Origin of the sequence: Mesorhizobium sp. M0244, from assembly GCF_040321795.1 — a bacterium.
Lineage (GTDB): Bacteria > Pseudomonadota > Alphaproteobacteria > Rhizobiales > Rhizobiaceae > Mesorhizobium.
Genome location: NZ_JAMYSE010000026.1, coordinates 47456 through 70671 on the forward strand (window position 1 = coordinate 47456; position 23216 = coordinate 70671).

Genomic DNA, 23216 nt, shown 5'->3' on the forward strand with positions numbered 1-23216 from the left:
GAAGGCGAAATGCTAAACCGCGTAGCTTCCACCACATCTAATTTGCGCTATTTTAACTTTATTGTTCCCGACGACGTCATTGACGCTGTCGAGGGATATCTCTGCTTTTGTGCCGCCGGACGCATCGTTTCTACCTTTTCGGCAGTTCAAGCAGTGCGAGACAAAGTCCTAGACTGCGAGCTTTCCGACGAGCAGATTGAGCGTTACGCTGTATTGGCTGCGGTCGATGAAGGCCTAGCCGTCCACTTCGATCGGCGAGGACGACAACCGGATCCCTACTCGAGTTTGAGTAGGTGTCACTGGCACCTCGTGCCGATCTGGAAAACCAAGGCGAGGTCGCGAGTTGCCCACGTGTCATTTCGCCGGCCGAACGTAGTCGGCCCTGCCGGCCGTACACCTCCGCTCGTTATCATTGGCAGGCCGCAAGTCAGGCCGCAGCGAATAGAACTCCTTCCATGACACGCGCCTGCCGCGGAATGGTTTGGCGCTCTCCGTAGTGCTGGTGACGCTCGTTGAGCGGGGTGCAAGGTTCATGGCGCATCTCCTCCAATCCGTGTTTTTCTCGTTTCTCTCATCCTGCGCCGACGCCTGCGCCGATTAGGCCATTTGCGCCAACACTATTTTTTCTCTCACTCATGCGCGCGACGACCACCCTTAAAGGGGTTGGTCGTCGGCGCACCGTGATTTGCGACGATGCGCCAACGGGTTTGCGCCAACACTTTTTACGTTGGCGCACTTGTCGGCTTTATGAAGTTTCGGGGCTTTCGGGCGGTGGCGTCGTACTCCTCCACCACCTCCAGTTCGCCCATCTCAACCCACGCTTCGAGCATTGCCTTGGCCTCTTTCCGGTCGGTAGCTCCGGTTAGTTCCATGACAAGGTCGCCTGCCCACGGCTTACCCTTCGGGTCGGCCTTGTAGGCAGCCGCGTCAAGCCTCACCTTCAATCCAGAGAGCGTGTCGACAGGTACCTCAGCCACGACCGACATTCTGGCTTCGGCTTGCCGCTCGGCTAGCACGTCTGACGAAGGCCATCGCCACGGCTCAACGACGCCAATTTCATCACCCGAGCTGAAGATGCCGCCATTGCCGAGCGGCACAGAGATGAACCTGCGCCACTGCGAACGCCCAGAGGCCACCATGTTCACTTTGCCGAAGTCTAGGCGGAAATACGAGCGCGGGTCGTCAACGCCAGCCTTCTCGCCCTCGGCAGCAGTCATAGCGTTGAACACGCGCATGGAGCGCACTTTGTCTTTGAAGGCTCCGCCGCCTCGAGCGCTGTCTGCAGTGATCTCGCCTTGGTTCTTCGCGACATGATGCACGAGTTCCACACCGCAATTCGCCTCATCGGCGACGCGCACCCATGCGGCGGTCACGCGCTGCATGGCGGAGTTGTCGTTTTCTTGCGCCTCATGTGTCGACACGAAAGGGTCGACAATAACGACGTCGATCTCACGTCGTTTGATCTCCGCTACCATCGCCGCAACAAAAGGCTCGGCGATTTTCAGATCTCGACCCTCTGTGCGGGCAATAACGAACTCCTGGTCACGGCCGGAGTCGGTGAACAGGCGACCGTCAATTTGACCTGCGGTGACCTTGAAGTGCTTCGCGGCGGCGTGGAAACGGCGGTCTATTTCGTCTTGAGGGTCTTCTGCATTCACCCACCACACCCGCAACGGCTTAGTGAGCGGGCCGTCCGGGTCAAGCAAGGGGCGTCCAGTTACCATGGCTAATGTCTCGCTGATGGAATGGGCGGTTTTGCCGCCGCCACCAGGGCCTACGGATGCCGTCGCATATTTTCGGATGTAATGGCGCCCGAACAGCCAATCGCGTTCAGGCAGGCTGGCGGGGTCACGCAGTTCGAATGCAGTGGCGTGGATCTTGACGGGGGCGATCTTCGGCGTCGCCGCCTTTGCCACTTCGTCAGCGGCCTCTAATTCCGCCGCCGCGGCACGCGCTTCCATGCGATCCAGCACTTTTTCCGAAATCTGAGCCTTCACGAGCGGGTATTTTTCCATCACAGCCTTGATCGTTTCGCCAGGCGGGAGGGGTAGTGTTGGCCCATCGCAAATGCGTCGAAGGTTAGTCCATGAGAAGTCGTAAGGATCTACTTCAGGCTGCGGAATGTTCACTCGGTATCTCTCCCAATGCGTCGCTCGCTGCGCGCACAATCTGTTCGGCGATTTCAGTAGTGAATGTTGCTGCGGCGATGCCGAAGGCGGATGGCGCAAAGACGCGCCGCTTGCCGTCGTGTTTTTCCGTCAGTTTCAAGTTGTAGAGCCGCACGCCGTCGACCAATTGAAGGTCGAAGCGCGCCAGCGTTCGCCCGCCCGTTTCCGGCCGGATTGCTAAAATTTGCAAGTTGAGAGTTCCTATTGCTAGGAGGACGTCGCCGGCTATGCAGGGACGCCGACCAATAAAATCAATGGCTTGTCACAGGATGCGGAACTGCTCCCGCTCCTCGAAGGCCATGACCGACCGGCAGTATTCGAGAACCTGCGTCCAGGTTGACAAAAGCTCGCGGCCGGCGATCTCGCCGCGCGCCATGCGCTGCGCCGTTGCAGCAACCACCTTCAGGTCGAGCGCCACCGCCGGGCCGATGCCCTTCACCTCCTGCAGCCGCTCGACAGGCGCGCCGAGCACTTCGGCCAACGTGCCGAAGCGCGCCAGCAATGCCTTGGCGACCGGCGTGGTGTCGGCGCGCGGGATCAGACTAAACAACAAAAGCTCGAGCAGTTCGTAGTGTGGGAGGGTGTTGGGACCGGCGGCGAAGCGCTCGCGCAAGCGGTCGCGATGGCCGAGATAATGCGGCTTGTCGGCGGCCACTGCCTTGGCGGGCGATCGCATTGGCTTTTCGGGAAAGAAGGCCCGCTCGTCATCGTCACCGGTCATGGCTGCCCGCACCCAGCATTTGCCGGGCAAGGTGACGCCCGATCTGCCAGACACTAGGCTCGCAGGCCGGGGCGGTCGAGGTTTTTTGGCGACAGCGTGAAAATCTCGCAGCCGGTCTCAGTGACGCCGATCGTGTGCTCGTACTGCGCCGACAGCGACCGGTCGCGCGTCACCGCAGTCCAGCCGTCCGACAGCACCTTTACATGCGGCCGGCCGAGATTGATCATCGGCTCGACGGTAAAGATCATGCCCGGCCGCATCTCCACGCCTTCGCTGGCGCTGCCGTAATGCAGGATGTTCGGCGCGTCGTGAAACAGCCGGCCGACGCCGTGGCCACAGAAATCGCGCACCACCGAGCAACGCTCGGCTTCGGCATAGGTCTGGATAGCGGCGCCGATGGCGCCGGTGCGGGCGCCCGGCTTGATCGCCGCAATGCCGCGCATCAGGCACTCATACGTGACTTCGAGCAGCCGCTCCGCGGCACGCTTGATCGTGCCCACCGGATACATGCGCGAGGAATCGCCATGCCAGCCGTCGAGGATATAGGTGACGTCGATGTTGACAATGTCGCCATCCTTCAACGGCTTGATGTCGGGTATGCCGTGACAGACGACGTGGTTGATCGAGGTGCAGGATGATTTCGTGTAGCCGCGGTAGTTGAGCGTCGCCGGAAGCGCGCCATGGTCCATGCCGAACTCGAAGACGAAACGATCAATCGCCTCAGTGGTGACGCCGGGCGCCACCATCGGCACCAGTTCGTCGAGGCAGCGCGCGGTGAGATCGCAAGCCTTGCGCATGCCGGCAAAGCCTTCCTCGTCGTAAAGACGGATCTGGCCGGTGTTTCTGAGCGGGGCCGTGGCGGCGTCGAGATAGGTGACCATTTTTGTCCGTCTTGCAGGGATGGGAGGCCTGGATGAGCCCCGCGAGAGAAATCTCCCCAGATTTGGCACTGGAAAGCGCAAGGTTCAAGGACGAACTGCCGGCGACAACCGAAGACCGGCGATATTCAGGCCTTTGGGGGCACTCTCCTTGCCTGCAGCGGCCCATGCCTTCCGACCGGTTCATTTGGCTACCGCAGTGACGACACATTTCTAGGCGAGAAGGCGGCCAAGCATGAAGCCGCCACGGCAACTTTTTGCGACGAACGGCGTTGCTGCGGGGGCGTCGGTTCGGGAGAGATCGAATGGACAGACTGCAATTCGAGGTGCCGGTGCGGATCGCGCCTGTGCCCGGCCAGCCGGTCGAGGAAATCTACAGCGTCGAGCAGGCGCTCGATTTCCTGCAAACATGGCCGGTTCGCCGGAAGGGGCCAACCTACCAGGCCGCGTTCAACGCCTGTTTCGGCGCCACTGTGGACATCGTCGAGACCGAGGACGCATGGCGGGCCTTCATGGCCTTTTGTCGGGTGAGCGGCCTCCTGGCCAGGGATATGATGGTGCCGCGCAAGCGCAGCGGCGAGGCGAGGGGGCTGCGGGCGTAGCCGCCATCAACAAAATCCTCGATTTGTCTTTGCAGCCTTTGCCGACATCCTCATCAGAGTGGGTGGTCCAGTAAGGTTACGCAGCACTCGTCAGCGATGGCAAGTGCTAAGGCTTGAAAATCTCTGGTACGCCCAAGGGGCGTGCTTGTTTCTCGCAAGATCAAGCACTTAGGTTGCCCAACCGGTCGCAGGGCCCCCATTGAAAACATTGCAGCTTTCGCCGCGTTGTCCAACCGGCCTTCCGTTGATGAGCGAAAGGATTGCGTCGGCACCGACGCAATCGGAAGCCTAGCATCGCCGAACTCGCAAGATCCCGCGCCGACGGCCGACGAACACGCCGGCATGGCTTGGTGGAACGCGCTGGACGAAGCCGGCCGGCGCGACTGGACGCAGCAGGCCGGTAACACTGGGCGCGCTGCCGACGCATGGAAAGCCTATAAGCGCGCCGCGGCTGCCGAAAACTGGTCGGAGTTGGCGTCGAAAGCCCACGTCGTCGACGCTGCCAGTCGGTTATTTGGCGCCAGAGCTGCTCGCCAGCTGTGGCAGGATCTCGGTCTTCCGCCAGTTGGCAAATCCCCCGGACCCCCTGACTTGAGCTTGCTGCACTACGTCGGCGCATTCGTCGAGGCGCGCCTGGTCGCAGACTGCCGGGTCGGCATCGCCGCACGGCAGCTTCACAAAGCCTACATTGAATGGGCGGATGAGATGATCGCGCCTCATCTGACCCTCACGAGGTTTGGATTGCTGATGCAGAAGACCGGCATTCGGCGTGTTGCCGGCCGCATCATCACCTATGAAGCGCGGTTCAAATGACTGAAACCCCGTACCCCCGCTTTAGGTCAGCGCACTGCCGGAAAGTGGCGCTTTCGTTGTTTTCATTAGCTTTTCCGGCGCGACACTTGCGATACCTTGCGACACTTCGCGACAGTCTATACAGCGAGAATATGCCAATAAAATCAAATGGTTGCGATAGTCTGCGACAGTTTTGCAGGGTCTATACGTAGAGAAAACAGGGTGCGGGATAATTACTCCCAGCCCTATAACGACTGAAAACTGTCGCAACTGCCGAACCCATTGAATTATAATAATAAAACTATCGCCAAACTATCGCTAAACTATCGCTAAGTGGTGAAGCAAGGAAGATGGATAAAGATCATCAATCTGAGCCTGGGTCAGCCCGAGGTTTCGGTACGGGAAAGCTGAGGAGAGCACTCTGGCGTCGGGCGCCGAACTTTGCGGAGCGTCCGGCGAGCATCCGCAAATTACCTCTCAGCCTGCAGGCCGAGGCGGCGCGGCTTTTGGTGGGTGAGCGGGGTTGGAGCGTCGATTCACTTGCTTCCAGCCTCAACCGGTCCCCCAAGCAGGTGCGGCACCTGCTGAAATATCTGCCGCCCGATCTGCGCGGCAAGGGCCATCCGGCTGAGGCTGACCCCACCCCCGGTGTAGGGACCGTATCAGCATCTCCGACCCATACGGGCCCGGGGGAGCCCGAGATTTTTCTAGTAGGCCACCTCGCAGGCGGTACACGCATGAATGTGTGTGCACGCGTGCCGCACGCACAACGCAACCTAAAGGAGAACCGTAATGGCTAACAACACGATCGAGGCTATTCTGCGCCTGTCGGCCAAGCTCGGCTCGATGGGCGCCTTCAGCCAGATGTCGAGCAAGCTCAACCAGGTCAACCAGAAAGCGCTGGCGTTCAATCGGACGCAAACCATGATGGCGCGGACCTCTATGCTCGCCATGAACGCTGTGCGAGGCGTGATAGGCTACCAGGTCGTTCGCGGCGCCGGGGCGCTGGTGACCAACTTCGCCGACGCCGAACGCAGGCTGACGAGGATCGCCGTCAACGCCGATGCCAGCAAGGACAAGCTTGGCGAGATGTTCCGCACGGTCGACCGCGCGGCGATCGACTATTCGATGACGCAGGACGGCATCACGGACGGTCTCGAAGCGCTTGTCGCTTCCGGCCGCAGCCTGGACGATGCGCTGTCCTTCCTGCCGGCTGTCTCTGCCACGGCGCAGGCCGCCGGCGCCGATATTGCCGACATCGCCACCACGGCGGATGCGATCGGCAGCTCGTTCAAGTTTACCGGCGACAACATGCAGCGTGCCTTCGACATCCTCGTCACGTCGGGCAAGCAGGGCAAGTTCGAGCTGAAGGACATGGCCCAGTATCTGCCGTCGCTGGCGCCGGCCATGGCCGCGCTCGGCTACGAGGGCGAGAAGGGTCTGGGCAAGCTGGCGTCGATGCTTCAGACCGTGCGCCTGCAAACCGGTGATGCCAGCTCGGCCGCCACCAATTTGCAGAACGTGCTGCAGAAGATGGAGTCGAACGAGACGGCGAAGAGCTTCTCGAAGTTCGGCATCGATCTGCGCAAGGAGATGGCCAAGGCGCGCAAGGAGGGCCGCGACCTGCTCGACGTGTTCATCGAGCTGACCGAGCGTGCCCTCAAAGGGGATCTGTCGAAGATCCCGCAGCTGTTCACCGATGCCCAGTTCATGCAAGGCATGCGCGCCCTGTTGCAAGGGCGCGGCGCCATGGAAGGTTTCCAGAAGGCGCTCGAAAATGTCGATGGCGCCACGATGCGCGATCTTGGTGTCATCCTCGACGGGAACAAGGCGAAGATCGACAGGATGGCCGCTTCATGGGAGCGCATGAGCAGGGCCATCGGCGGCGGCATTGCGCCTGCCGCGACCGGCGCCATGGACTTCGTCAGCTCCAATATGGACAAGGCGCAGTTCATCAACGCGCAACTCGACAAGGAAGGCATGGGCTTTTGGGAAAAGCGCATGTGGTGGGCGCGCAACGGCTTCGACAATCATGACCAGGGGCTGAAGGCGTTTCAGGGCGGCTGGCGTTCGCCGGAAGGCTTGATCGCCGCCAAGGGGCCGATGAGCGCCAGCCCGGAACAGCCGTCGAGGCGCCAGGACCAGCCGGGCCGCATACCGCTGCCGACCGCGCGCCCCGTCGCGCCAACCGTGGCCGAGCAGTACCGGCTCTACGGTCGCGGCCAGGCGGCGGCGGTGCGTAACGGCGCCTTCGAACAAACGCCGGCCGGCTATTTCGGTTCTGAGATTGATTTCAGCGCGATGGACCGGGCCACAGCGGCTGCTGCCGCGGATCTCAAGGGAGCATTCGACGACGGCGGCCGGTCGATCACCGATTCCGCGCGGTCGATCAATGAGGCCGCCAGGGAAGGCGGCAGTACATTCGCTTCGATGTTGGCGGGTGTCGGCAAGCAGCTCGGCGTCGACGCTGCTGCCGCCTTCAACGCCAATGTTCGGCCGGTACCGATCGCGCAGGCGTCCCTCAGCAGGGTCAGGGCCGACACAGGCCGGTCTGACGCTGGCCGCATTATGGGGCCGCGCTGATGGGGTTCGACGGCGAATTTCTGTCGCAGCGGTTTCAGAGGATCGGTGAGGAACACACTGAGCTGGTCAGGATCGCTTGCGCCATGGCCGAGATCGACGATCGGGAGGACCGGTTGTTTCGCAGGCTGATGATCGCCGAAGCAAGCAATCGCATCGCGGATCTCTGGCAGGAAGTGGCCGCACACCTGGCGAACGGGGGCGCGGGGGTCGATGCCTAAGCGAGCGATCTCATTGGCCGGAGGCGCAGCCTCGACGCCGTTTCAGTGCTCTTCCCGTGAAACATTGCCGACTTACCACGCCCGCGCTGCACCCTTGCTGCCGGCGTTGAGCATCGCCACCGCGCAAGCCTCGGCCACGCGCCGGGCAACCGCGCGCGGCCACGCCATGGGCGCCTGGCGTCGCGAGAATGCAGAATGGTGTACGATGTGCGATCGGTGCGGGGAAAGGCTTGACCTGGCCACAGGCGCGCTCAGCGCTGCCGGCGTGGCGGCGGTGAAGGCGCAGGGCGGCGTTGCGGGCGAAATGGAAGGCGCTGTCGTCTATGTGCTTGGCGGCGCCTTGGAGCCCTGTCATGTCGATGTCTAGAGGCGACAGTTTGCGGCTGGGGCTCAGAGGCCTTTGGGGGGTAGGGGGTAATTCTTTCCCCAACACCAAGGTTTGAGCGAAATGGGTGCGCCGCTCGACAAAGATGCCATCGAGAGTGCACGTCGGTTTCGACGTATCGCCGACCATCTCGCGGCCGGCAATTTTCCTGAGACTGAAGACGTGTTGGCCGGCCTCTTGATCCTGAGGCAGCTCGTCGACGACGCCGATCAAGTTCCTGATGCGCGTGCTCTGCGAAGGAATATTCTTCGCCGCATGTGGAACGTGTTTTACCCCGGCAAGGCGATTACTGTGGCCGCCAAGCTCATCGCATCCGACTGGCATATGGCTGGCGATGTTTCCGGAGATGATCCCCTTCCGGGAACAAAAGCTGCTTATTTCGCGCGCCTTGCCAGAGACGGGGTCAGTCCGAAGTCATGGAACACGATCTGGGCCGACCTGGACGCCTCGCAGGACAATCATCGCGATTGAAAATTTCTAAAACATTGCTGCCGCGGTGATCCACCTAGTGCACAGCTTGCTGACGTTCTCATCGTGAGCGGATGAGGAAATAGAAGCCTCCCTGCTGTTTTTTGTAGTCTCCTCTTCAAAAAACCGCGGGGAGGCCTCGCCCCTGCAAAAGAGGTCTGCAAAATGCGCACATTTTCAATTGATCCCGAAAGGCTGGCTGCAAGCATTGCCGCTGCGGAAGGCGCCAATGCAGCCTCTATTGCAGCAAGCCGGGACGAGATGGAAGCTCGATCGAAGTTGCAAAGAGTTCTGGCCAAGATTTCGGCGGGCGAGAGGTTCGGCAATTCCAAAAAGCACATGGAATCTCACGAAGATCTCGCGAAAATCCAACAAAAAGAGGTCGCTGCTCTGGAGGCTGAAATTAAACAACTAAAGGTCAGGAAAGATCTTTTGACCGAGAAGTGGATCCACCTCGCCTCAATCGCTGGGCGGTGTCGGGAATATGCGACAGGTCATCAACCAAGGTCCCTGATGAGCAGGGGACTACCAGGTCTGCCTGAAGAATTCCGGATTGGAGAACCCAAATGAAGGGCGCTGTGAAAAATGCACTTGCGCTGCTCCAGCGCGCCAGTCGCGACGCCCGTTCCGATCTGGATGCGATCCGCAGCCGGATAGAGGATCTTCAGGCGGAGCGCCATCGCATCGAGGCAGCGCCGGATGATATCGCGACGATCGAAAGGCAAATTGACCGGCAGATTGAAGCAGCAATAAAGGCCGATCCCCTACATTTCCCGATCCTGGTGCGCGGCAACCCAATGCATCTGAGTGTTACCGGCGATCTGAAACGGGCGATTGAGAGTAACCCTTTTGCGGTGCTCGCGGCGCTGGACCCTGCGCGCATGAAGGCTGCAATGCTTGCCACGATGCCCAGAGATGGACTGACACCGGAAGTTCGTTCGGCGCGCCTGGCTCAAATTGATGCCGATATACTTTCCTCCGAAGTCGCTGAAGAAGTGGCATGCCGTGAAGTGGAACGAGCATTGGGCGCGGACCTACCTCGTCGCCCTGATGCCAACCCGGCAATCATCCTGGCGCCGGATGCTGAACTCGGCCTAGCGGATAGTCACGACAGCGAGACTGCCTGACATCAAAGCCGGAGGGTTTGTAATGGCAAAAAGCATGTTAGCCGCAGTGCGAGAAGCAATGACGGCTCAAGACGAGAGCGCAGTCCTCGAGGCTCTGAATTCGCCCGATGGTGCGCGGGTGTTGGCCGCGTTCCGGCGCGCCGACACCAATTTGGCATACGAGACTGCGCTTAAGGGTATCTCGCGAGATGATCATGGCACGGCCTTGCACGCGCCGGGAATGTCCCGGAGCGTGACTGCCGTTCAACCGTGGAAATTAGTCGCGGACGGCCTGAACGCACAGTCTGATACCTCGTCGCCGTCCGCTGGCATGGCGCCGGCCGCTCGCGCGGAAGCTTCCTCTTGGAAGCACTTCACAGAGGCTTGGAATGCCAGGTTCGATGCGGAAAACCCCTCTGCGGATTAGCGGGGCGCTTTGCCTCGGGGCATCTTCTCTTTCAAAAGGTAACACTAGATGTCGCACAACGCCATTCTCGAAATCCCCAATGTCACCATCGTTCGCGGCGCGCCGGGCCGATCGATGCTGTCTGCAGCTTCGGCGGCCGATCTCGTCGACGACTTCGGCATCAGCGGTGACCTTGCCATCGTGCTGGCGGACGGCACGCTGTGGCAGAAGGTGGACGGCGTCTGGGTGACGACCGGCGTCAGCACCTTCGGCAAGTCGGCCTATCAGATCGCGGTCGAGTTCGGCTTCGTCGGTACGGAGGCCGCGTGGAACGACGCCGTCGCCGCCGCCCGCGTCGCCGCCGAGACCGCGGCGGGTGCTGCACAAGGGTTTGCGACGGCTTCGGGAACCAATGCCGGCCTGACCGCAGCCGATCGCGTCGCGACCGCCGCTGATCGGGTTGCAACCGCTGCCGATGTCGTCTCTGCCGATGCTGCTGTCGCAGGAGCCATGGCAGCACGCGATGCCGCATTGGCGGCGGGGAAGGTTTATGCGTCGACAACGGCCGGACTGGCAGCAGTGGCCGAGGGAGAATATTTTCTCGTGCCATCCGGCGATACGCTGGAAAGCTTTATTCTCTATCGTGATCTTTCGGGCGTGGCGACCGAAATCAAGCGGTTCCCCAGCACTGCGGCGGTCGAGCTTTCGGGTTCTGCGGCAACGCTGACCGAGTTGTCGGCGGCGCTGCAATATGACGACAGCGGAATAGCAATCGCTTTCGATGCGCCAGTTCCCAGCATTTTGATCAAGGATGGTGCCGCTCCGGCGAAACGCTTCTTCGGCAACGTGACGCCAAAGCTCACTGTGGTGCGCGTGACGGCCGGCTGGTATTTCGACAAGCTGGGATTGCTGAAGCAGGCCGGGGTCAACGTTCCTCGTTTCACCTATGACTACAAGTCGCAAGCGCCGAGAGGCCTTCTTTGCGAGGTGGCACGGGCAAACCGCCTGCTGCAGAACCGCTCGCTGCGCATCACGCACCAGCTGACCGTAACGGCCGGCGCCGGCGTCTTTGTCGACGGCGAGACGGTGAACGCGAGCGGCGGCGGCAGCGGCGTCTACCGGGCCGGCAATTCAACGTCGACCATTTACGCTCTGTCGGGCGGTGCCGGCACCATGACCGGCACGCTGACCGGCGCGACCAGCGGCGCGACCAAGACGATTTCTTCGGCGGCTCTGGTCTGGGTCGCGACCAATATGACGGCCGCGCAAGATCAGGTCGGGCTGGATGGTGTCGCCAACTCGGCGTCTTCGATCACCGCAACTGCTGCCGATGCGACGATCTTTCAGGCCATCACCATTGCTTCTGCGGCCTTCTTTCAGACGGCGTACGTCAAGCGCCTCGTCGGCACCGGGCCTTTGTATATGACGGAGGATGGCGGCACGACCTGGACCGACGTGACGCCGGCCGATGCCTACTGGAACCGGATGAGCATCCCGGCGCAGACGCTTGCGAACCCGAATGTCGGCTTCAGAATTGGCACCAGTGGCGACAGTTTTGCCATCGACCTCGTGCAGAACGAGAATGGCAACTATAGAAGCAGCCCGATGGTGACCACGACGGCGTTCTTCTCGCGCGGGGTCGATGCAATCAGCATCGATCTGACAACCATTCCGCTCAACGCGGCACTCGGATCGATCTTTATCGAAGGCCGCACCCAGGCGCCGGATAACGTCCAGCGCACCATGGCACAGCTCGATGATGCCACCGCAAACAATCATATCCAGTGCAACATGTCATCGCTCGGTGGAGGGCAGTTCACCATCAGAGAGGCGAACGTTGTCAGGGCCAACGTCCTGCCCGGCATCACGGTTGTCGACAAGACGACGCGGCTGGCGGCCTCTTGGGGTTCGAATTACGCGCAGGCGGCGCTCGACGGCTCGGTCGGCGCGCAGGACAGTGTCGTGACTGTCCCGACCGGCCTCACGAGGCTGCGCATCGGTGGTGGTATTTCTGGTAACTTCCCGATGGGCGGCACCATCGCAAAGCTGACGCTCCGGCTTAGGACGATGGACGCAACCGAACTGACGGCCTGGTCCAACTTCGGCTCGACCGGTGTTGCTCCGGCCATCGACGTTGCTCCGAACGATCCCAACATCGAGGACAGCGACTATGCCGCGACGCTCACCGCAACGTCGTCTCAGGTCAGCGGCATCAGGCCAATCTCATCCGGCGGCTACCAGAACGCGAACCCTGGCTGGCGTCGCCGGTTCAAGACGCGCGCAACCTCTGTCGTGCTCCACTTTCAGAACCTCAACACCATCGGCGGCAGCTACAATGGCAAGGGCCAGATACTCGTTGACGGGGTGCACAACACCTATTTCACGTCGGCGCAGGCGCTCGGCAAGTTTGTCGTCAGGCTGGACTTCGCTTCGAATGCCGATCGCCTGATCGAGATCGTCATGCCATACTCGGCGGCAATCGAGCATCTTGGCCTCACGACCTATGGCGCTCCGATCACCTTGCCAACGCCACGCTCGACTTTGCCGCGCGCGGTGTTCCTTGGCGACAGCCGCGATCAGGGCTTCAATGCAACGAGCATCGATAAGACTTGGATGGAAATCCTTTGCCGCGCCAAGGGCTGGCAGCACATCAATCTCGGCTATGGTTCCTCTGGTGTCACGGCTGCGTGGGGAACCGATCTCGGCAATGCCAATCCCGACGTCGCCTTCATCACATTCGACTTCAACAATCGCACCGCGCAGACCTCTCTGGCCGGTTTCAAAGCGGCGCTGAAGTCACTAATCGCCAACCTGCGAGCCATCAAGCCCACGGTCAAAATATACGTTGTGTCGTCGAACTGGATCTCCGCGGCGAACGACACCCTCACCCTCAAGATCGCCGATTACCGTCAGTCGGAACTCGATGCAGTGAATGAGCTGACGGCGGCCGGCGACGCCAACATCTTCTATATCGACGGCCTGACGCTGACTACCAACGGCACCGGCTCTGTGCCAGACGGCATCCATCCCAACGATGTCGGTTCGGCGGAGTGGGCGGCGACCATTGCCCCGCTGGTTAGCGTTTGACATTGATGAGCTTTGCCGGATTGCCAGCAACAACGGTGAAGGGCGCAACATCCTTTGTGACGACCGAAGCCGCGCCTACCACGGCTCCCTTACCGATCGTGACGCCTTTGAGGATCGTCACGCCCATGCCGATCCAGGCATGATCGTCGATGGTTACCGGCGCGATGCCGATATCTGTCCAGTCCTTTTTTCCTCGGCGCCAGTCTGCGACGTCTTTTTCTCGCTGTTTCCAGTCGAGAGAGTGCGAGTTGTGATCGACGATAGTAACACCCCAGGAGATCACTACATCGTTGCCGATGGTGATGCTCTCGGCCGCGACGAGGTGGCTATTCCCGATAAAACAATCCCGTCCGATTGTGATCTGCGCTTCAGGCCGATCGAAGGAAAAGCGGCAGTGAAGTTCGCACTTTTCGCCGAAGGAATGGCGACCTTTGCGGGCAGTGCGCACGCTCCGGATGCTCATCTTTGTGCCGGCGCCAGCGTTGATGCCGGCCAAACGATACAAGAACGGAGGAACGAACGGCATCAGTGATAAACCGGCGGCTGCTTTTTGACCAAGATAAGCCCCTCTATACTTGCGAATTCCGGATGAGATGCGACGAAGGATGCCGGCGGCCAGCACGCTTGCATATCCTCAAAAGTACCGTCTGTGCGGCCACATGCCGGGCAACGATTGTCGGGGCCAAATTGATCTAGGCGGGAAATCACACGGCACGGCGGCAACTCGGCGAGGTGACGTCTTGCCGCGACAAAATCCAGACCATCCAAAGGTGTGGGGGGTGAGGGCCACACAAAATCCGGGGGCGGCGGAAATACTCTTGCCGCGATCCTGATCAAAAGCCGTTTGAACATCCCCACCACGTCGAAACTTCCTGTATCAATTCAGCTTGTTGGTGCCCCGGTTTGTCTGGCCCGGAAGTTGAGAGACGACCTCGACTAGACGAAGCAATTCAGCCGTCGGAAAGCTAAAGGCAAGGGGCTGCGCGCCCTCGGCGATCTCGACCTTTACCACGCAATGTTCTGGCATCTGGGGCGACAAAGCTGCCGTGAGAGTCTTAGCGTGAGTGACCATCTGAATCGGATCGTTGCGCCTCCGAGCGAGATCCTGAGAAGCCTCAAGAAGACCAAGGACCAGACGGTGCAGCTGGCTTGACGGAATTCGAACCCGAGCGTTTCCATCTATTGGGTTCTGGACCTCAAGCAAAACAGCAGCGCCACGCTCTTCCGGCGTCAGGCTGTCCAACTTCACGCCATCGAAGTGATATATCATTTCCGACCTCCTGACCGATCTCTAACGCCTCCGTTCATTGCGACAAGCAGCTCCGCTTTGCAAGTTCGACACTAATCCGCCGTCATCGCGAATGGCCCTTCCTAAACCGCACGCCTGGCCCTTCGCCGTTCTCGTCGACGAAGATCACGCCGGCCGATTCGAGGGCCGCTTTAACATCCTCCAATGTGCGATCGTACGGTGTGCGTTTCCCGCGCTCAAAATCCGCTAGGGTTTTCGTGGCGACCTTCGCGGCATGCGCGAGTTGCGCCTGCGACCAGTCTACCAGACCTCTCGCTGCGCGGCACTGCGCCGGTGTAAGTGACATGTTTTCGGATACCTTACATAAAATAGGTTGACTTCAAACCGGCAACATTACATAAAATGGGTTATCGCACAACGCGAACCTAGGAGCAAATGCAATGCCGAACGCACTCGTTGCGGCAGCCGCCGAAGGCTTGCCGAAAATATTTGAAGGCGAGAACAATTTTGGAGAAACCGTTCCGGCCAAGAATGGTGTCTCGCGCCGTTCTGTCCTAGGCGCCCTCGCAGCGCTGCCCGTCGCGTTGCCGGCTTTGGCCGAGCCTGCCGAGCATCCCGACGCCGATCTGTTCTGGCTCGATCAGGAAATGGCGGAAGCCGAGGCTCAGATGAATCGCGCTAACAAGGCCTGCGAGCGGGTCGGCAGGAAGGCCGATAAGCTGTTTCCGCCGCGGCCTGCGGCATGGAAGGAACCGAGTATGCCGGACTACCTGAGCGAAATGATGGGTGGCATGCTAGTGCGCGATCTTGCATATCCGGAGAAACAGCCGGCCCCTTTGCGTGATTGGTACAGGGCGTGTGAAGAGCAGCGGGCCGCGTGCAGGGCTTTGCAGGAGGCCCATGAAGACAAAGTGGATGAGATATACCGCGAGGCCGGTATTGATGCCGCAGAAGCCGCCTACAGCGCGCGCTCCGCTGAGTTTTTCAGGGTCGGCGATCGGATCTTGGCAACGCCGGCCCACACGTTGCAGGGGCTCGTTGTCAAGCTCCGGGCGGCGGACAAAATTGACGCCAAGAGCGAGGCCTTGATATCGATCGCCGCCGATATCAGACGCCTGGCAGGTGAGGCGGCGTGATGGGTAAGACCACCAGGCGCAGCCTCGACGCCAAGCTCCTCCGGCTTGAATCCAAATTCAACTCTGCGAGCGACAAATGGAACGCGGCCACGGATCGAACGGCGAAGCTCGAGGACGAGCTTGAGGAGGCGATCAATCGCCTCAGGTCGCGCATCGCAAAGGCGGAAAAGAAGGAGGAGAAAAGGGCCGCGGCTTTCGCCCGCGCGCTCGATAAGGTCATGAAGACGCGGGCCAAAACCATTGAGGGCCTGGCCGTGAAAGTCAGGGTTCGCGAGCGCGACTTCGCGGACGACGAGAAGCTCGAAATCTCCATCCTCAAAAGCTTGGTCGACGACATCAAGGCGATGGCCGACGGCGGATAGCGACGTCCTTTCTGCAAGAAGGCGAACGGTACGGCGCAGAAGCGCCCGATCACTCGTTAGAGTCTGATGGTTTGTGTTCGGACCTGTTTTTGCGCAGCTCGTCGAACTTTATCTTTATGACCGAGAGCATCGACAGCATGTCGCGTCGGACCAGGTCATCAGCATCTTTTTTGTACATGTCGATTAGAAAGTCGACTTGTTCGAAAATTTCTTCAAGCGAAGGCGCTGCAGGAAATTCGCGGTCAAGAACCTCTATGATCTCGGCATTCATCGACCGCTTGTTTCGGTGAGCCTCGATGGCAATGCGCTCTCGCATACCGTCTGGCATGCGCAACACGAATTTGTCGACGAGATCGGAAGGGGAGATTTTTGGAGCCATTTTTCAAGCCTATTTCGTCTGGTGGCGCTCCGCTAGTAAAAAAACACCGCCTGATCGTTGACAGTGATAGCGCTCCGCTATGATAGTTGCGGCTTGGAATGATTTGCCCACAGGGAGCCTCAGCCATGGCACAGCAGAAACAGCCCTCGGATTTGCTGGAGAAGTTCGTCGTTCGCATGCCGGATGGAATGCGTGACCGGATTGCGGAAGCGGCGCAAAAGGAAATGCGGACAATGAACGGTCAAATCAATTTCATGCTCCAAAAGGCCCTCGACGCTCGAGGGGACGAACATGACAATCACAACACTTAATCTGCGCCGCGTTGCGATTGGACACATTGGGGAAAGCCTATCGCGCGCGGATGTACCGTGCGGTAGGCAAAAAGCGGATGCAGCCGGTTTTGTCGGGCCTGGCTGCATCCGCGATCTTTTCACCAGGTCGGAATAAACCCAATGGCCAACAGAGCTGCGCTAATCACCCAAGCGGACGCGACGCGCCTCTTCAAGGCGGCCAAGCTCGCTGGCTATGATCGAGCCAAGTTTGTTTCCTATCCAGATGGCCGCGTCGAGGTGCAGGTTGAAACCACGCGCCGGGGGGCGCAGAGTGGCGATGACGCCAGCGAATGGGACGATGTCCTTTCATGAAACGCCGCGCGGCTAACCCATTCCCCGGCGTCTCGCCGGCCCCCGATCGCCACGGCAAAATGCGTTGGCGCTTCCGGAAAAAGGGCGTGCCGCAGACCTATCTGCCAGGCGAATACGGCTCGATCGAATTCCGCAAAGCCTATGAGGCCGCGCTGCAAGGATCCCGCGCGGCCGCGATGCCTTCCCGGCACCAATACGGTACATTCGATTGGCTGATTGAGCACTACAAGCGCTCGCCGAAGTGGAAGAAGCTTCGACCGACCTCGCAGTACAATCTCGGCAAGGACTTCGATCGCTTCAGCAAGACGTATGGGAAGCGGCGTGTCGCTACTTTGCGGACGGAGCACGTCGAGGCGATCATCGGCAAGAAGGCCGACACGCCATCCGCCGCGAACCATCTGCTGAAACTGCTTCGCAGGCTATGCCGTTTCGCGATGCGCAAGAAGCTGATCGCCGTCGACCCGACGCTTGATGTCGAACGCTATGCCGAAAACCAGGATGGCTTCCATACCTGGACCGAAGATGAGATCAGCCAGTTCGAGGCGCATCATGGCATCGCTTCCAAGGCGGCTCTCGCGCTGCGGCTGATCCTCAATTCCGGGGCCGCTCGGCAAGATGTTGTCAAGCTGGGGCGCCAGAGCGTCCGCCACGGGAGAATCGCCTATCGCCGCGGCAAGACCGGCGGCGATGTGGACTTGCCCATCCTCGAGGAGCTCGAGGAGGTTCTAGCGCTGGTTCCTGGCGATCGGATGCTGTTTCTCACGCACACCGGCGACAGGCCGTACAAGCCGACGACATTCGGCAACTGGTTTCACGATCAGTGCATTGCCGCCGGCCTGCCGCACTGCGCCTCCCATGGCCTCAGAAAGGCCGGTGCGACGCGTCTTGGTAATGCCGGCGCGAGCGAACTGGAGATCATGGCTTTCCTCGGCCACCGCACGCCTGATGAGGCGCGAACCTACGTCAAGAAGTTCAACCGGAAGCGGTTGAGCGACACTGGCATGGAGAAGGTGTCCAGAGCAAAAAGGGAACAGGATTTGTCCAACCCGGTAGAAAAGTTGGACATTCACCGCCGCAAGGCTTTGAAAGAAAAGGGAAATTAGATGAAGGTGGTACGCCCAAGGGGAATCGAACCCCTGTTACCGCCGTGAAAGGGCGGTGTCCTGACCGCTAGACGATGGGCGCGCTCAGATGTGAGCGCTTATAGTTGCGTCGCGACAAACCGGCAACCCGTCTGCCGCCGGCTGCGACAACTTTTTTCCTTTGGCGCCAAACCGCGTTTTTTCGGCAGCCAAGTCTGATTCCGCCGCATCAGGAATGTCGCAGAGAAGGCGGGCATCGCAGCACGAGAAGAGACTAGCCGCCGCGCCTGCGGCAGCGCCAGTTCCAGTCGCGCTCGGGGCCGACATCGACGTGGACGGATTCGGTGTGGCAATAAGTGCCGACGCCGCCGCGGCCCGGCATGGTGCGGATATAGCTCGCCAGTTCCCACTTCGAGACGCCGGGAACCTGGATGTCGGCGGCGGCGCAGTACATGTGCAGCGAATTCTTGGCACCGTTGGCGCGGCGGTTGCGGGCCGGATCGCGATAGCCGGAGGTGACCGTCATCTTGCGGCCGTAGTGGCCTTCGATCGTCTTCAACACGCGAACCAGCGACGGCTTCAAGCAGGCAACGTCGACGCTTTCGTTCTGTTTCAGGAGGCCGTTGGGTGCCAGCCGGGCGAGGCCGGCGGCGGAGGCGACCTGGTAGGCGCCACCCGAACCTTCGTCTTCATTGAGGTCGACATCACTCTCATCGTCGAGGCCGGATTTGCGCTTGATCTCGAACAGCGCCGTCTGACGCACGCCGGGCAGCGCATCGGCCGTGAAGTGGCTGGTATGGCCGGTCGACACCAGCTGCACAGGCTTTTCAGCCGGATTGGCCGAGGCCAGGGTGACGGTGGGCTTTGCCGCAGGCGTCGCCTTGGCTTGCACGACCGCTGGCTGCCCGCCCGATCTGCTGTTGGCCGGCGAAGAAGGTGCGGCCGAAGCAGGCGTAGCGCTGAACAGCGAGGCCAGGAAGCTTTTCTTTGGCGCATAGGCCTGCGGCTGCGGCATTTCGCCGGCGGTCACATAGACCGGGTTGTCCATCGCCGGCGCGGCGGCCTTGGCGTCGGACTTCGATGCGCCGGCAGTGTTCTGCGCCACGGCCTGTTCAGCCGTCTGGGCGTTTGGTTGCAGCGGCTGCGGCGTGTGTCCCGCGATCGTCTCGGCTGCCGTGGGAACGGCGATCGGGAAGCCGGCGTCGGGCTTGGCCCCCGGCTTGGCCATCGGCACATAGGCGACCTGCGCGGGAAGACTGGCGTCGCCCTCGGTATTCATCGTCATTTGTGCGCTTGTCATCTGCGACGATGACGCGGCCGTACTGGCCTGGGGCGCGCCGGCGGCCGTGCTGATTTCGGTGGCCGAGGCGTTATAGCCAGGCATGCCGACGGACATGGTCGGGTCGCCGGCAGAGGTGCAGGACGCCAGGAGCACCGAGAAAAGCGCCGCCACAATGGCGCGGCTTTCCCCTTTTGCAAGGCGCGATCCTGCTGATTTCAAAACCAAATTCCCCCTCGATATCCGACCGGTTCGTCATTGGCGCGGCGTCGAAACGTCTCGTCGAAATGACCCTTGTTCCCGAACCGGAAACGAGACCTGTGCCAAATCTGCAAGCCTCAAAGTAATTTGGTGGCTAGAGGATGAATCAAGGCTGCTCAGGGTTGACGGCACCATTTCGCCCGCTTTTCGCGGCGCGTCAACTCACCACACATTACAGATGGTTACACACGCACCTTGACATAGGTGCCGGGGGCTTCGCCCAGAACTTGCATGTGCTCGCCCGGTTTGCGGGCCGGAACGCGCGCATTGTCCTTGGCTTCGATCCAGCGTTGCCAGTGCGGCCACCATGAGCCAGGATGATTGGCCGCCTTGGCGAACCATTCGTCGAAGTCGCCTACCGGCTTGCCGCCGGTCCAGTAGTGATATTTCTGCGCCGCCGGCGGATTGACGACCCCGGCGATGTGGCCGGAGCCGGCCATGACGTAATCGACCTCGCCGCCGAAATATTTCGAGCCGAGGAACACCGAAAGCGCCGGGGCGATGTGGTCTTCCTTCGAGGCGAGATTGTAGACCGGGATGGTGACGTCCTTTAGCGAAACCGCGCGGCCCGCCAACTCCATCATGCCTTGCGAAAGCCTGTTCTCGAGATAGCAATTGCGCAAGTAGAAGGAATGGTTGGCCGCGCCCATGCGGGTCGAATCGGCGTTCCAGTAGAGCAGGTCGAAGGGCAGGGGATCCTTGCCGCGCATGTAGTTGTTGACGACGTAGGGCCAGATCAGGTCGCCCGAGCGCAGCATGTTGAAGGCAGTCGCCATCCTGGTGCCGTCGAGATAGCCTTTTTCGCTCATCGCCTTTTCGACGGCCGCGACCTGCTCCTCGTCGACGAACACCTTCAGGTCGCCGGCATAGGTGAAATCGACCTGCGTGGTGAAGAAGGTCGCCGATTTGATGCGCTGGTCGCCTTCCTGCGCCATCAAGGCCAGCGCTGCCGCCAACAGCGTGCCGCCGACGCAATAACCGATGGCGTTGACGTCCTTTTCGCCGGTGGCCTTTTCGATCGTGTCGAGGCCGTATTGCAGGCCCTCCCTGATATAGGCCTCCCAACTCTTGGCGCCGTGCCGCTCGTCCGGATTGATCCAGGAGATGACGAAGACGGTGTGGCCTTGCTCGACGGCCCAGCGAATGAAGGATTTTTGCGGGTTGAGGTCGAGGATGTAGTATTTGTTGATCCATGGCGGGCAGATCAGCAGCGGCCGCTTGAGCACGGTGTCGGTCGTCGGCTCGTATTGCAGGATCTCGGCGACGTCGCTGCGGCCGACCACCTTGCCGGGCGTGGTAGCGAGATTCTTGCCGATTTCGAAGGATGAATAATCGGCCTGCCGCAGCTTCAGGTCGCCCTTGCCGGCGGCAATGTCCTCGGCCAGCATTTTCATGCCGCGCACCAGGTTTTCGCCGTTCGAGGCAACGGTCTCGCGAAACAATTCCGGGTTGGTCAGGATGAAATTCGACGGCGAGATGGCGTTGGAGACCTGCTTGACATAAAAGCTGGCCTTGTGGCGGGTGTGCTCGTCCAGACCATCGGCGTGCTCGACCAGTTCGGCCGCCCAGCGCGAGGTGACGAGATAGGCCTGTTTCAGGAAATCGAAGAAGGCGTTTCGGCCCCATTCCGGGTCCTGGAAACGCTTGTCGCCGCGCTCGGGCTTGACCGCATCCTCGGCGTCCTCGGCACCGGCGCCGATGCGCTGGACGGCGTTGGCCCAGACGGTCATGTAGCCGGAAAACAGCCGCGTCTGCGCCTCCAGCGCGCGCTGCGGGTCGGAGAGCCAGTACTCGGTGAGCTTGGAGAAGGTCTTCACCATGTCGACGACCGGCTCGGCGACGTGATCGCGCACCTCGCCCTTTTCCCGCGGCTCGGCCCATGCCGAGGCGGCCTTGCCGGCCTGCTCGATCATGCGTGCCATGTTCAGGGCGAAGCGTTCCGGGTCCTTCACCAGATATTGCTCGACGGTCGAAGGTTGGTCATCTTCCGCTTTGCCCGAATCGGGTGTTTTGGACATGGTTCGCGGGGTTCCTCCCGAAGCGTTTTGTTGACATATTACCATGGGATATCAGACAGGGTCCAATGTGCTCTAACCCGGTCGCCAGGAAAACAATATGACGATTAATATTGGCAAGAACGTTTTTTCCGGCACTGGTCGTTTTTGCCGCATGGCGGTCGTCCTGCTGGCGATGGCCGGTTGCACGAGCAGCAACATAGAGGGTGCAGCGCCCGCCGCCGGCTTCGCCGGCGCGAAGGACACCGGTTCCTATCCGAACCTGAACATCCCGCCGCAGGTGGCGGCCGAGCAATTCACCGACGAGGAAAAGAACGCCAAGCTCGCCCAACTGAAGGCCGAGGAGCAGGGCCAGGCCGCGAAGGGCGGCGTCGTCAAGGTCGCGGACCAGGCAGCGCTGGACCAACTGGCAAAAAAACACGGCGCCGAGGCGCTGAAGCAGATCGAAGGTAAATGCGACCCCGCTCTCGACCCTAATTGCAAATAAGCTTATACGCGCGACCGCAACCTCACTGTCTGGAACTGCCATGGAAGAATTCCACAAGGTCCGCCGGCTTCCGCCCTATGTCTTCGAGCAGGTCAACCGGCTGAAGGCCAGTGCCCGTTCGCGCGGCGCCGACATCATCGATCTTGGCATGGGCAATCCCGACCTGCCGACGCCCAAGGCCATCGTCGACAAACTTTGCGAGGTCGTGCGCGATCCGCGCACGCACCGCTATTCGTCATCGCGCGGCATTCCGGGCCTGCGCCGCGCCCAGGCCAATTACTATGCCCGCCGCTTCGGCGTGAAGCTCGACCCGGACAGCCAGGTGGTGGCGACGCTGGGCTCGAAGGAGGGCTTTGCCAATATGGCGCAGGCGATCACCGCCCCCGGCGATGTGATCCTGTGCCCCAATCCGACCTATCCGATCCACGCCTTCGGCTTCATCATGTCGGGCGGCGTCATCCGCTCGCTGCAGGTCGAGCCGGACGACGGTTTCATCCCGGCGCTGGAGCGCGGCATCCGCCATTCGATCCCGAAGCCGCTGGCGCTGATCCTCAATTATCCGTCCAACCCGACGGCACTGGTCGCCTCGCTCGATTTCTACAAGGAGGTGGTGGCCTTCGCCAGGAAGAACGACATCATCATCCTGTCGGACCTTGCCTATTCGGAGATCTATTTCGACGGCAATCCGCCGCCTTCGGTGCTGGAGGTGCCGGGCGCGATCGATGTGGCGGTCGAGTTCACCTCGATGTCGAAGACCTTTTCGATGCCGGGCTGGCGCATGGGTTTTGCCGTCGGCAACGAGCGGCTGATCTCGGCGCTGACCAGGGTGAAATCCTATCTCGACTACGGCGCCTTCACGCCGATCCAGGTTGCGGCGGCGCATGCACTCAACGGCGACGGTGCCGACA

General features: G+C 60.8%; 25 protein-coding genes, 1 tRNA gene and 1 pseudogene. 16 read left to right on the forward strand and 11 right to left on the reverse strand.

Annotated features, from left to right (window positions below):
* Positions 1-722: 722 nt before the first annotated feature.
* The 4 genes and pseudogenes from NKJ08_RS17670 to map form a co-directional block, all read right to left on the reverse strand.
* On the reverse strand, positions 723-2129 hold the full coding sequence (locus NKJ08_RS17670) for an AAA family ATPase (protein WP_352532327.1): 1407 nt from the start codon (positions 2127-2129) through the stop codon (positions 723-725).
* Entirely contained in the window at positions 2110-2295 is a 186-nt protein-coding gene (locus tag NKJ08_RS17675; protein ID WP_352532329.1) for a hypothetical protein, read from the reverse strand. Before NKJ08_RS17675 ends, NKJ08_RS17670 begins: the two co-directional genes overlap by 20 nt.
* A gap of 138 nt (positions 2296-2433) precedes the next feature.
* Positions 2434-2889 (reverse strand): annotated as a pseudogene (locus NKJ08_RS17680) (UPF0758 domain-containing protein); the annotation flags it as partial.
* 53 nt (positions 2890-2942) lie between these two features.
* Positions 2943-3770, reverse strand: coding sequence for a type I methionyl aminopeptidase (gene map, locus NKJ08_RS17685; RefSeq protein WP_352532331.1), 828 nt, complete (start codon positions 3768-3770; stop codon positions 2943-2945).
* 302 nt (positions 3771-4072) lie between these two features.
* Between map and NKJ08_RS17690 the strand changes: the two genes are divergently transcribed.
* The 9 genes from NKJ08_RS17690 to NKJ08_RS17730 all read left to right on the forward strand — a co-directional run bounded on the left by NKJ08_RS17690 (position 4073) and on the right by NKJ08_RS17730 (position 13414).
* Positions 4073-4369: a DUF982 domain-containing protein gene (locus NKJ08_RS17690; protein ID WP_352532333.1), complete on the forward strand. Its 297-nt coding sequence runs from the start codon at positions 4073-4075 to the stop codon at positions 4367-4369.
* Positions 4370-4510: 141 nt separating this feature from the next.
* The gene (locus NKJ08_RS17695) at positions 4511-5182 is read left to right on the forward strand and encodes a hypothetical protein (protein ID WP_352782424.1); all 672 of its coding nucleotides are present in this window, start codon (positions 4511-4513) and stop codon (positions 5180-5182) included.
* Positions 5183-5953: 771 nt separating this feature from the next.
* Complete coding sequence (locus tag NKJ08_RS17700) at positions 5954-7744, forward strand: phage tail tape measure protein (RefSeq protein WP_352782426.1); 1791 nt, start codon at positions 5954-5956, stop codon at positions 7742-7744.
* The gene (locus tag NKJ08_RS17705) at positions 7744-7962 is read left to right on the forward strand and encodes a hypothetical protein (protein ID WP_352782428.1); all 219 of its coding nucleotides are present in this window, start codon (positions 7744-7746) and stop codon (positions 7960-7962) included. The genes NKJ08_RS17700 and NKJ08_RS17705 overlap by 1 nt, the downstream gene beginning before the upstream one ends.
* Positions 7955-8329, forward strand: a complete 375-nt coding sequence (locus NKJ08_RS17710; protein WP_352782430.1) for a hypothetical protein — start codon at positions 7955-7957, stop codon at positions 8327-8329. Before NKJ08_RS17705 ends, NKJ08_RS17710 begins: the two co-directional genes overlap by 8 nt.
* Before the next feature lie 81 nt (positions 8330-8410).
* The gene (locus tag NKJ08_RS17715) at positions 8411-8818 is read left to right on the forward strand and encodes a hypothetical protein (RefSeq protein ID WP_352782432.1); all 408 of its coding nucleotides are present in this window, start codon (positions 8411-8413) and stop codon (positions 8816-8818) included.
* A 162-nt stretch (positions 8819-8980) separates the two neighbouring features.
* Positions 8981-9385 (forward strand): hypothetical protein, encoded by a 405-nt coding sequence (locus NKJ08_RS17720; protein ID WP_352782434.1) that lies wholly within the window; start codon positions 8981-8983, stop codon positions 9383-9385.
* Positions 9382-9942 carry a hypothetical protein gene (locus NKJ08_RS17725; protein ID WP_352782436.1) on the forward strand — a complete coding sequence of 187 codons (561 nt, stop codon included), beginning with the start codon at positions 9382-9384 and terminating at the stop codon, positions 9940-9942. The genes NKJ08_RS17720 and NKJ08_RS17725 overlap by 4 nt, the downstream gene beginning before the upstream one ends.
* 454 nt (positions 9943-10396) lie before the next feature.
* Entirely contained in the window at positions 10397-13414 is a 3018-nt protein-coding gene (locus NKJ08_RS17730) for an SGNH/GDSL hydrolase family protein (RefSeq protein WP_352782438.1), read from the forward strand.
* Here the strand turns inward: NKJ08_RS17730 and NKJ08_RS17735 are convergent.
* From NKJ08_RS17735 to NKJ08_RS17745, 3 genes are all read right to left on the reverse strand, one after another.
* On the reverse strand, positions 13404-13940 hold the full coding sequence (locus NKJ08_RS17735; protein WP_502906339.1) for an acyltransferase: 537 nt from the start codon (positions 13938-13940) through the stop codon (positions 13404-13406). The two genes, NKJ08_RS17730 and NKJ08_RS17735, sit on opposite strands and share 11 nt — an antisense overlap.
* Before the next feature lie 351 nt (positions 13941-14291).
* Positions 14292-14684, reverse strand: coding sequence for a hypothetical protein (locus tag NKJ08_RS17740; protein WP_352782442.1), 393 nt, complete (start codon positions 14682-14684; stop codon positions 14292-14294).
* Positions 14685-14766: 82 nt separating this feature from the next.
* On the reverse strand, positions 14767-15009 hold the full coding sequence (locus NKJ08_RS17745) for a helix-turn-helix domain-containing protein (protein WP_352782443.1): 243 nt from the start codon (positions 15007-15009) through the stop codon (positions 14767-14769).
* Between the two features lie 94 nt (positions 15010-15103).
* Between NKJ08_RS17745 and NKJ08_RS17750 the strand changes: the two genes are divergently transcribed.
* Together NKJ08_RS17750 and NKJ08_RS17755 are read left to right on the forward strand one after the other, a co-directional pair.
* On the forward strand, positions 15104-15799 hold the full coding sequence (locus NKJ08_RS17750) for a hypothetical protein (RefSeq protein ID WP_352782445.1): 696 nt from the start codon (positions 15104-15106) through the stop codon (positions 15797-15799).
* Positions 15799-16161 (forward strand): hypothetical protein, encoded by a 363-nt coding sequence (locus NKJ08_RS17755; protein ID WP_352782447.1) that lies wholly within the window; start codon positions 15799-15801, stop codon positions 16159-16161. Before NKJ08_RS17750 ends, NKJ08_RS17755 begins: the two co-directional genes overlap by 1 nt.
* A 49-nt stretch (positions 16162-16210) precedes the next feature.
* Here the strand turns inward: NKJ08_RS17755 and NKJ08_RS17760 are convergent, their stop codons facing one another.
* Positions 16211-16540, reverse strand: a complete 330-nt coding sequence (locus tag NKJ08_RS17760; RefSeq protein WP_352782449.1) for an Arc family DNA-binding protein — start codon at positions 16538-16540, stop codon at positions 16211-16213.
* A 125-nt stretch (positions 16541-16665) separates the two neighbouring features.
* Here NKJ08_RS17760 and NKJ08_RS17765 point away from each other — a divergent pair, with 125 nt between their 5' ends.
* From NKJ08_RS17765 to NKJ08_RS17775, 3 genes are all read left to right on the forward strand, one after another.
* Positions 16666-16851 carry an Arc family DNA-binding protein gene (locus NKJ08_RS17765; protein WP_352782451.1) on the forward strand — a complete coding sequence of 62 codons (186 nt, stop codon included), beginning with the start codon at positions 16666-16668 and terminating at the stop codon, positions 16849-16851.
* 141 nt (positions 16852-16992) lie between these two features.
* Positions 16993-17184: a hypothetical protein gene (locus NKJ08_RS17770; protein ID WP_352782452.1), complete on the forward strand. Its 192-nt coding sequence runs from the start codon at positions 16993-16995 to the stop codon at positions 17182-17184.
* On the forward strand, positions 17181-18287 hold the full coding sequence (locus tag NKJ08_RS17775) for a tyrosine-type recombinase/integrase (protein ID WP_352782454.1): 1107 nt from the start codon (positions 17181-17183) through the stop codon (positions 18285-18287). The genes NKJ08_RS17770 and NKJ08_RS17775 overlap by 4 nt, the downstream gene beginning before the upstream one ends.
* A 7-nt stretch (positions 18288-18294) precedes the next feature.
* Here NKJ08_RS17775 and NKJ08_RS17780 read toward each other — a convergent pair.
* The 3 genes from NKJ08_RS17780 to phaC form a co-directional block, all read right to left on the reverse strand.
* Positions 18295-18369: transfer RNA gene (locus NKJ08_RS17780), tRNA-Glu, on the reverse strand.
* Positions 18370-18540: 171 nt separating this feature from the next.
* On the reverse strand, positions 18541-19773 hold the full coding sequence (locus NKJ08_RS17785) for a YcbK family protein (RefSeq protein WP_352530407.1): 1233 nt from the start codon (positions 19771-19773) through the stop codon (positions 18541-18543).
* Positions 19774-19988: 215 nt separating this feature from the next.
* Positions 19989-21824, reverse strand: coding sequence for a class I poly(R)-hydroxyalkanoic acid synthase (phaC, locus tag NKJ08_RS17790; protein WP_352530409.1), 1836 nt, complete (start codon positions 21822-21824; stop codon positions 19989-19991).
* Between the two features lie 151 nt (positions 21825-21975).
* On the opposite strand from phaC, the gene NKJ08_RS17795 reads away from it, so the two are divergent.
* On the forward strand, positions 21976-22308 hold the full coding sequence (locus NKJ08_RS17795; RefSeq protein ID WP_352530411.1) for a hypothetical protein: 333 nt from the start codon (positions 21976-21978) through the stop codon (positions 22306-22308).
* A 40-nt stretch (positions 22309-22348) separates the two neighbouring features.
* Positions 22349-23216: aminotransferase class I/II-fold pyridoxal phosphate-dependent enzyme (locus NKJ08_RS17800; RefSeq protein WP_352782456.1), on the forward strand; the 868-nt coding region annotated here is incomplete at its 3' end.

Coding starts and splice junctions, on each gene's coding strand:
- map (WP_352532331.1), bottom strand. CDS start 3,770: ATGGTCACCTATCTCGACGCCGCCACGGCCCCGCTCAGAAACACCGGC.
- NKJ08_RS17690 (WP_352532333.1), top strand. CDS start 4,073: ATGGACAGACTGCAATTCGAGGTGCCGGTGCGGATCGCGCCTGTGCCC.
- NKJ08_RS17700 (WP_352782426.1), top strand. CDS start 5,954: ATGGCTAACAACACGATCGAGGCTATTCTGCGCCTGTCGGCCAAGCTC.
- NKJ08_RS17705 (WP_352782428.1), top strand. CDS start 7,744: ATGGGGTTCGACGGCGAATTTCTGTCGCAGCGGTTTCAGAGGATCGGT.
- NKJ08_RS17710 (WP_352782430.1), top strand. CDS start 7,955: ATGCCTAAGCGAGCGATCTCATTGGCCGGAGGCGCAGCCTCGACGCCG.
- NKJ08_RS17715 (WP_352782432.1), top strand. CDS start 8,411: ATGGGTGCGCCGCTCGACAAAGATGCCATCGAGAGTGCACGTCGGTTT.
- NKJ08_RS17720 (WP_352782434.1), top strand. CDS start 8,981: ATGCGCACATTTTCAATTGATCCCGAAAGGCTGGCTGCAAGCATTGCC.
- NKJ08_RS17725 (WP_352782436.1), top strand. CDS start 9,382: ATGAAGGGCGCTGTGAAAAATGCACTTGCGCTGCTCCAGCGCGCCAGT.
- NKJ08_RS17730 (WP_352782438.1), top strand. CDS start 10,397: ATGTCGCACAACGCCATTCTCGAAATCCCCAATGTCACCATCGTTCGC.
- NKJ08_RS17735 (WP_502906339.1), bottom strand. CDS start 13,940: ATGCCGTTCGTTCCTCCGTTCTTGTATCGTTTGGCCGGCATCAACGCT.
- NKJ08_RS17740 (WP_352782442.1), bottom strand. CDS start 14,684: ATGATATATCACTTCGATGGCGTGAAGTTGGACAGCCTGACGCCGGAA.
- NKJ08_RS17745 (WP_352782443.1), bottom strand. CDS start 15,009: ATGTCACTTACACCGGCGCAGTGCCGCGCAGCGAGAGGTCTGGTAGAC.
- NKJ08_RS17750 (WP_352782445.1), top strand. CDS start 15,104: ATGCCGAACGCACTCGTTGCGGCAGCCGCCGAAGGCTTGCCGAAAATA.
- NKJ08_RS17755 (WP_352782447.1), top strand. CDS start 15,799: ATGGGTAAGACCACCAGGCGCAGCCTCGACGCCAAGCTCCTCCGGCTT.
- NKJ08_RS17760 (WP_352782449.1), bottom strand. CDS start 16,540: ATGGCTCCAAAAATCTCCCCTTCCGATCTCGTCGACAAATTCGTGTTG.
- NKJ08_RS17765 (WP_352782451.1), top strand. CDS start 16,666: ATGGCACAGCAGAAACAGCCCTCGGATTTGCTGGAGAAGTTCGTCGTT.
- NKJ08_RS17770 (WP_352782452.1), top strand. CDS start 16,993: ATGGCCAACAGAGCTGCGCTAATCACCCAAGCGGACGCGACGCGCCTC.
- NKJ08_RS17775 (WP_352782454.1), top strand. CDS start 17,181: ATGAAACGCCGCGCGGCTAACCCATTCCCCGGCGTCTCGCCGGCCCCC.
- phaC (WP_352530409.1), bottom strand. CDS start 21,824: ATGTCCAAAACACCCGATTCGGGCAAAGCGGAAGATGACCAACCTTCG.
- NKJ08_RS17795 (WP_352530411.1), top strand. CDS start 21,976: ATGGCGGTCGTCCTGCTGGCGATGGCCGGTTGCACGAGCAGCAACATA.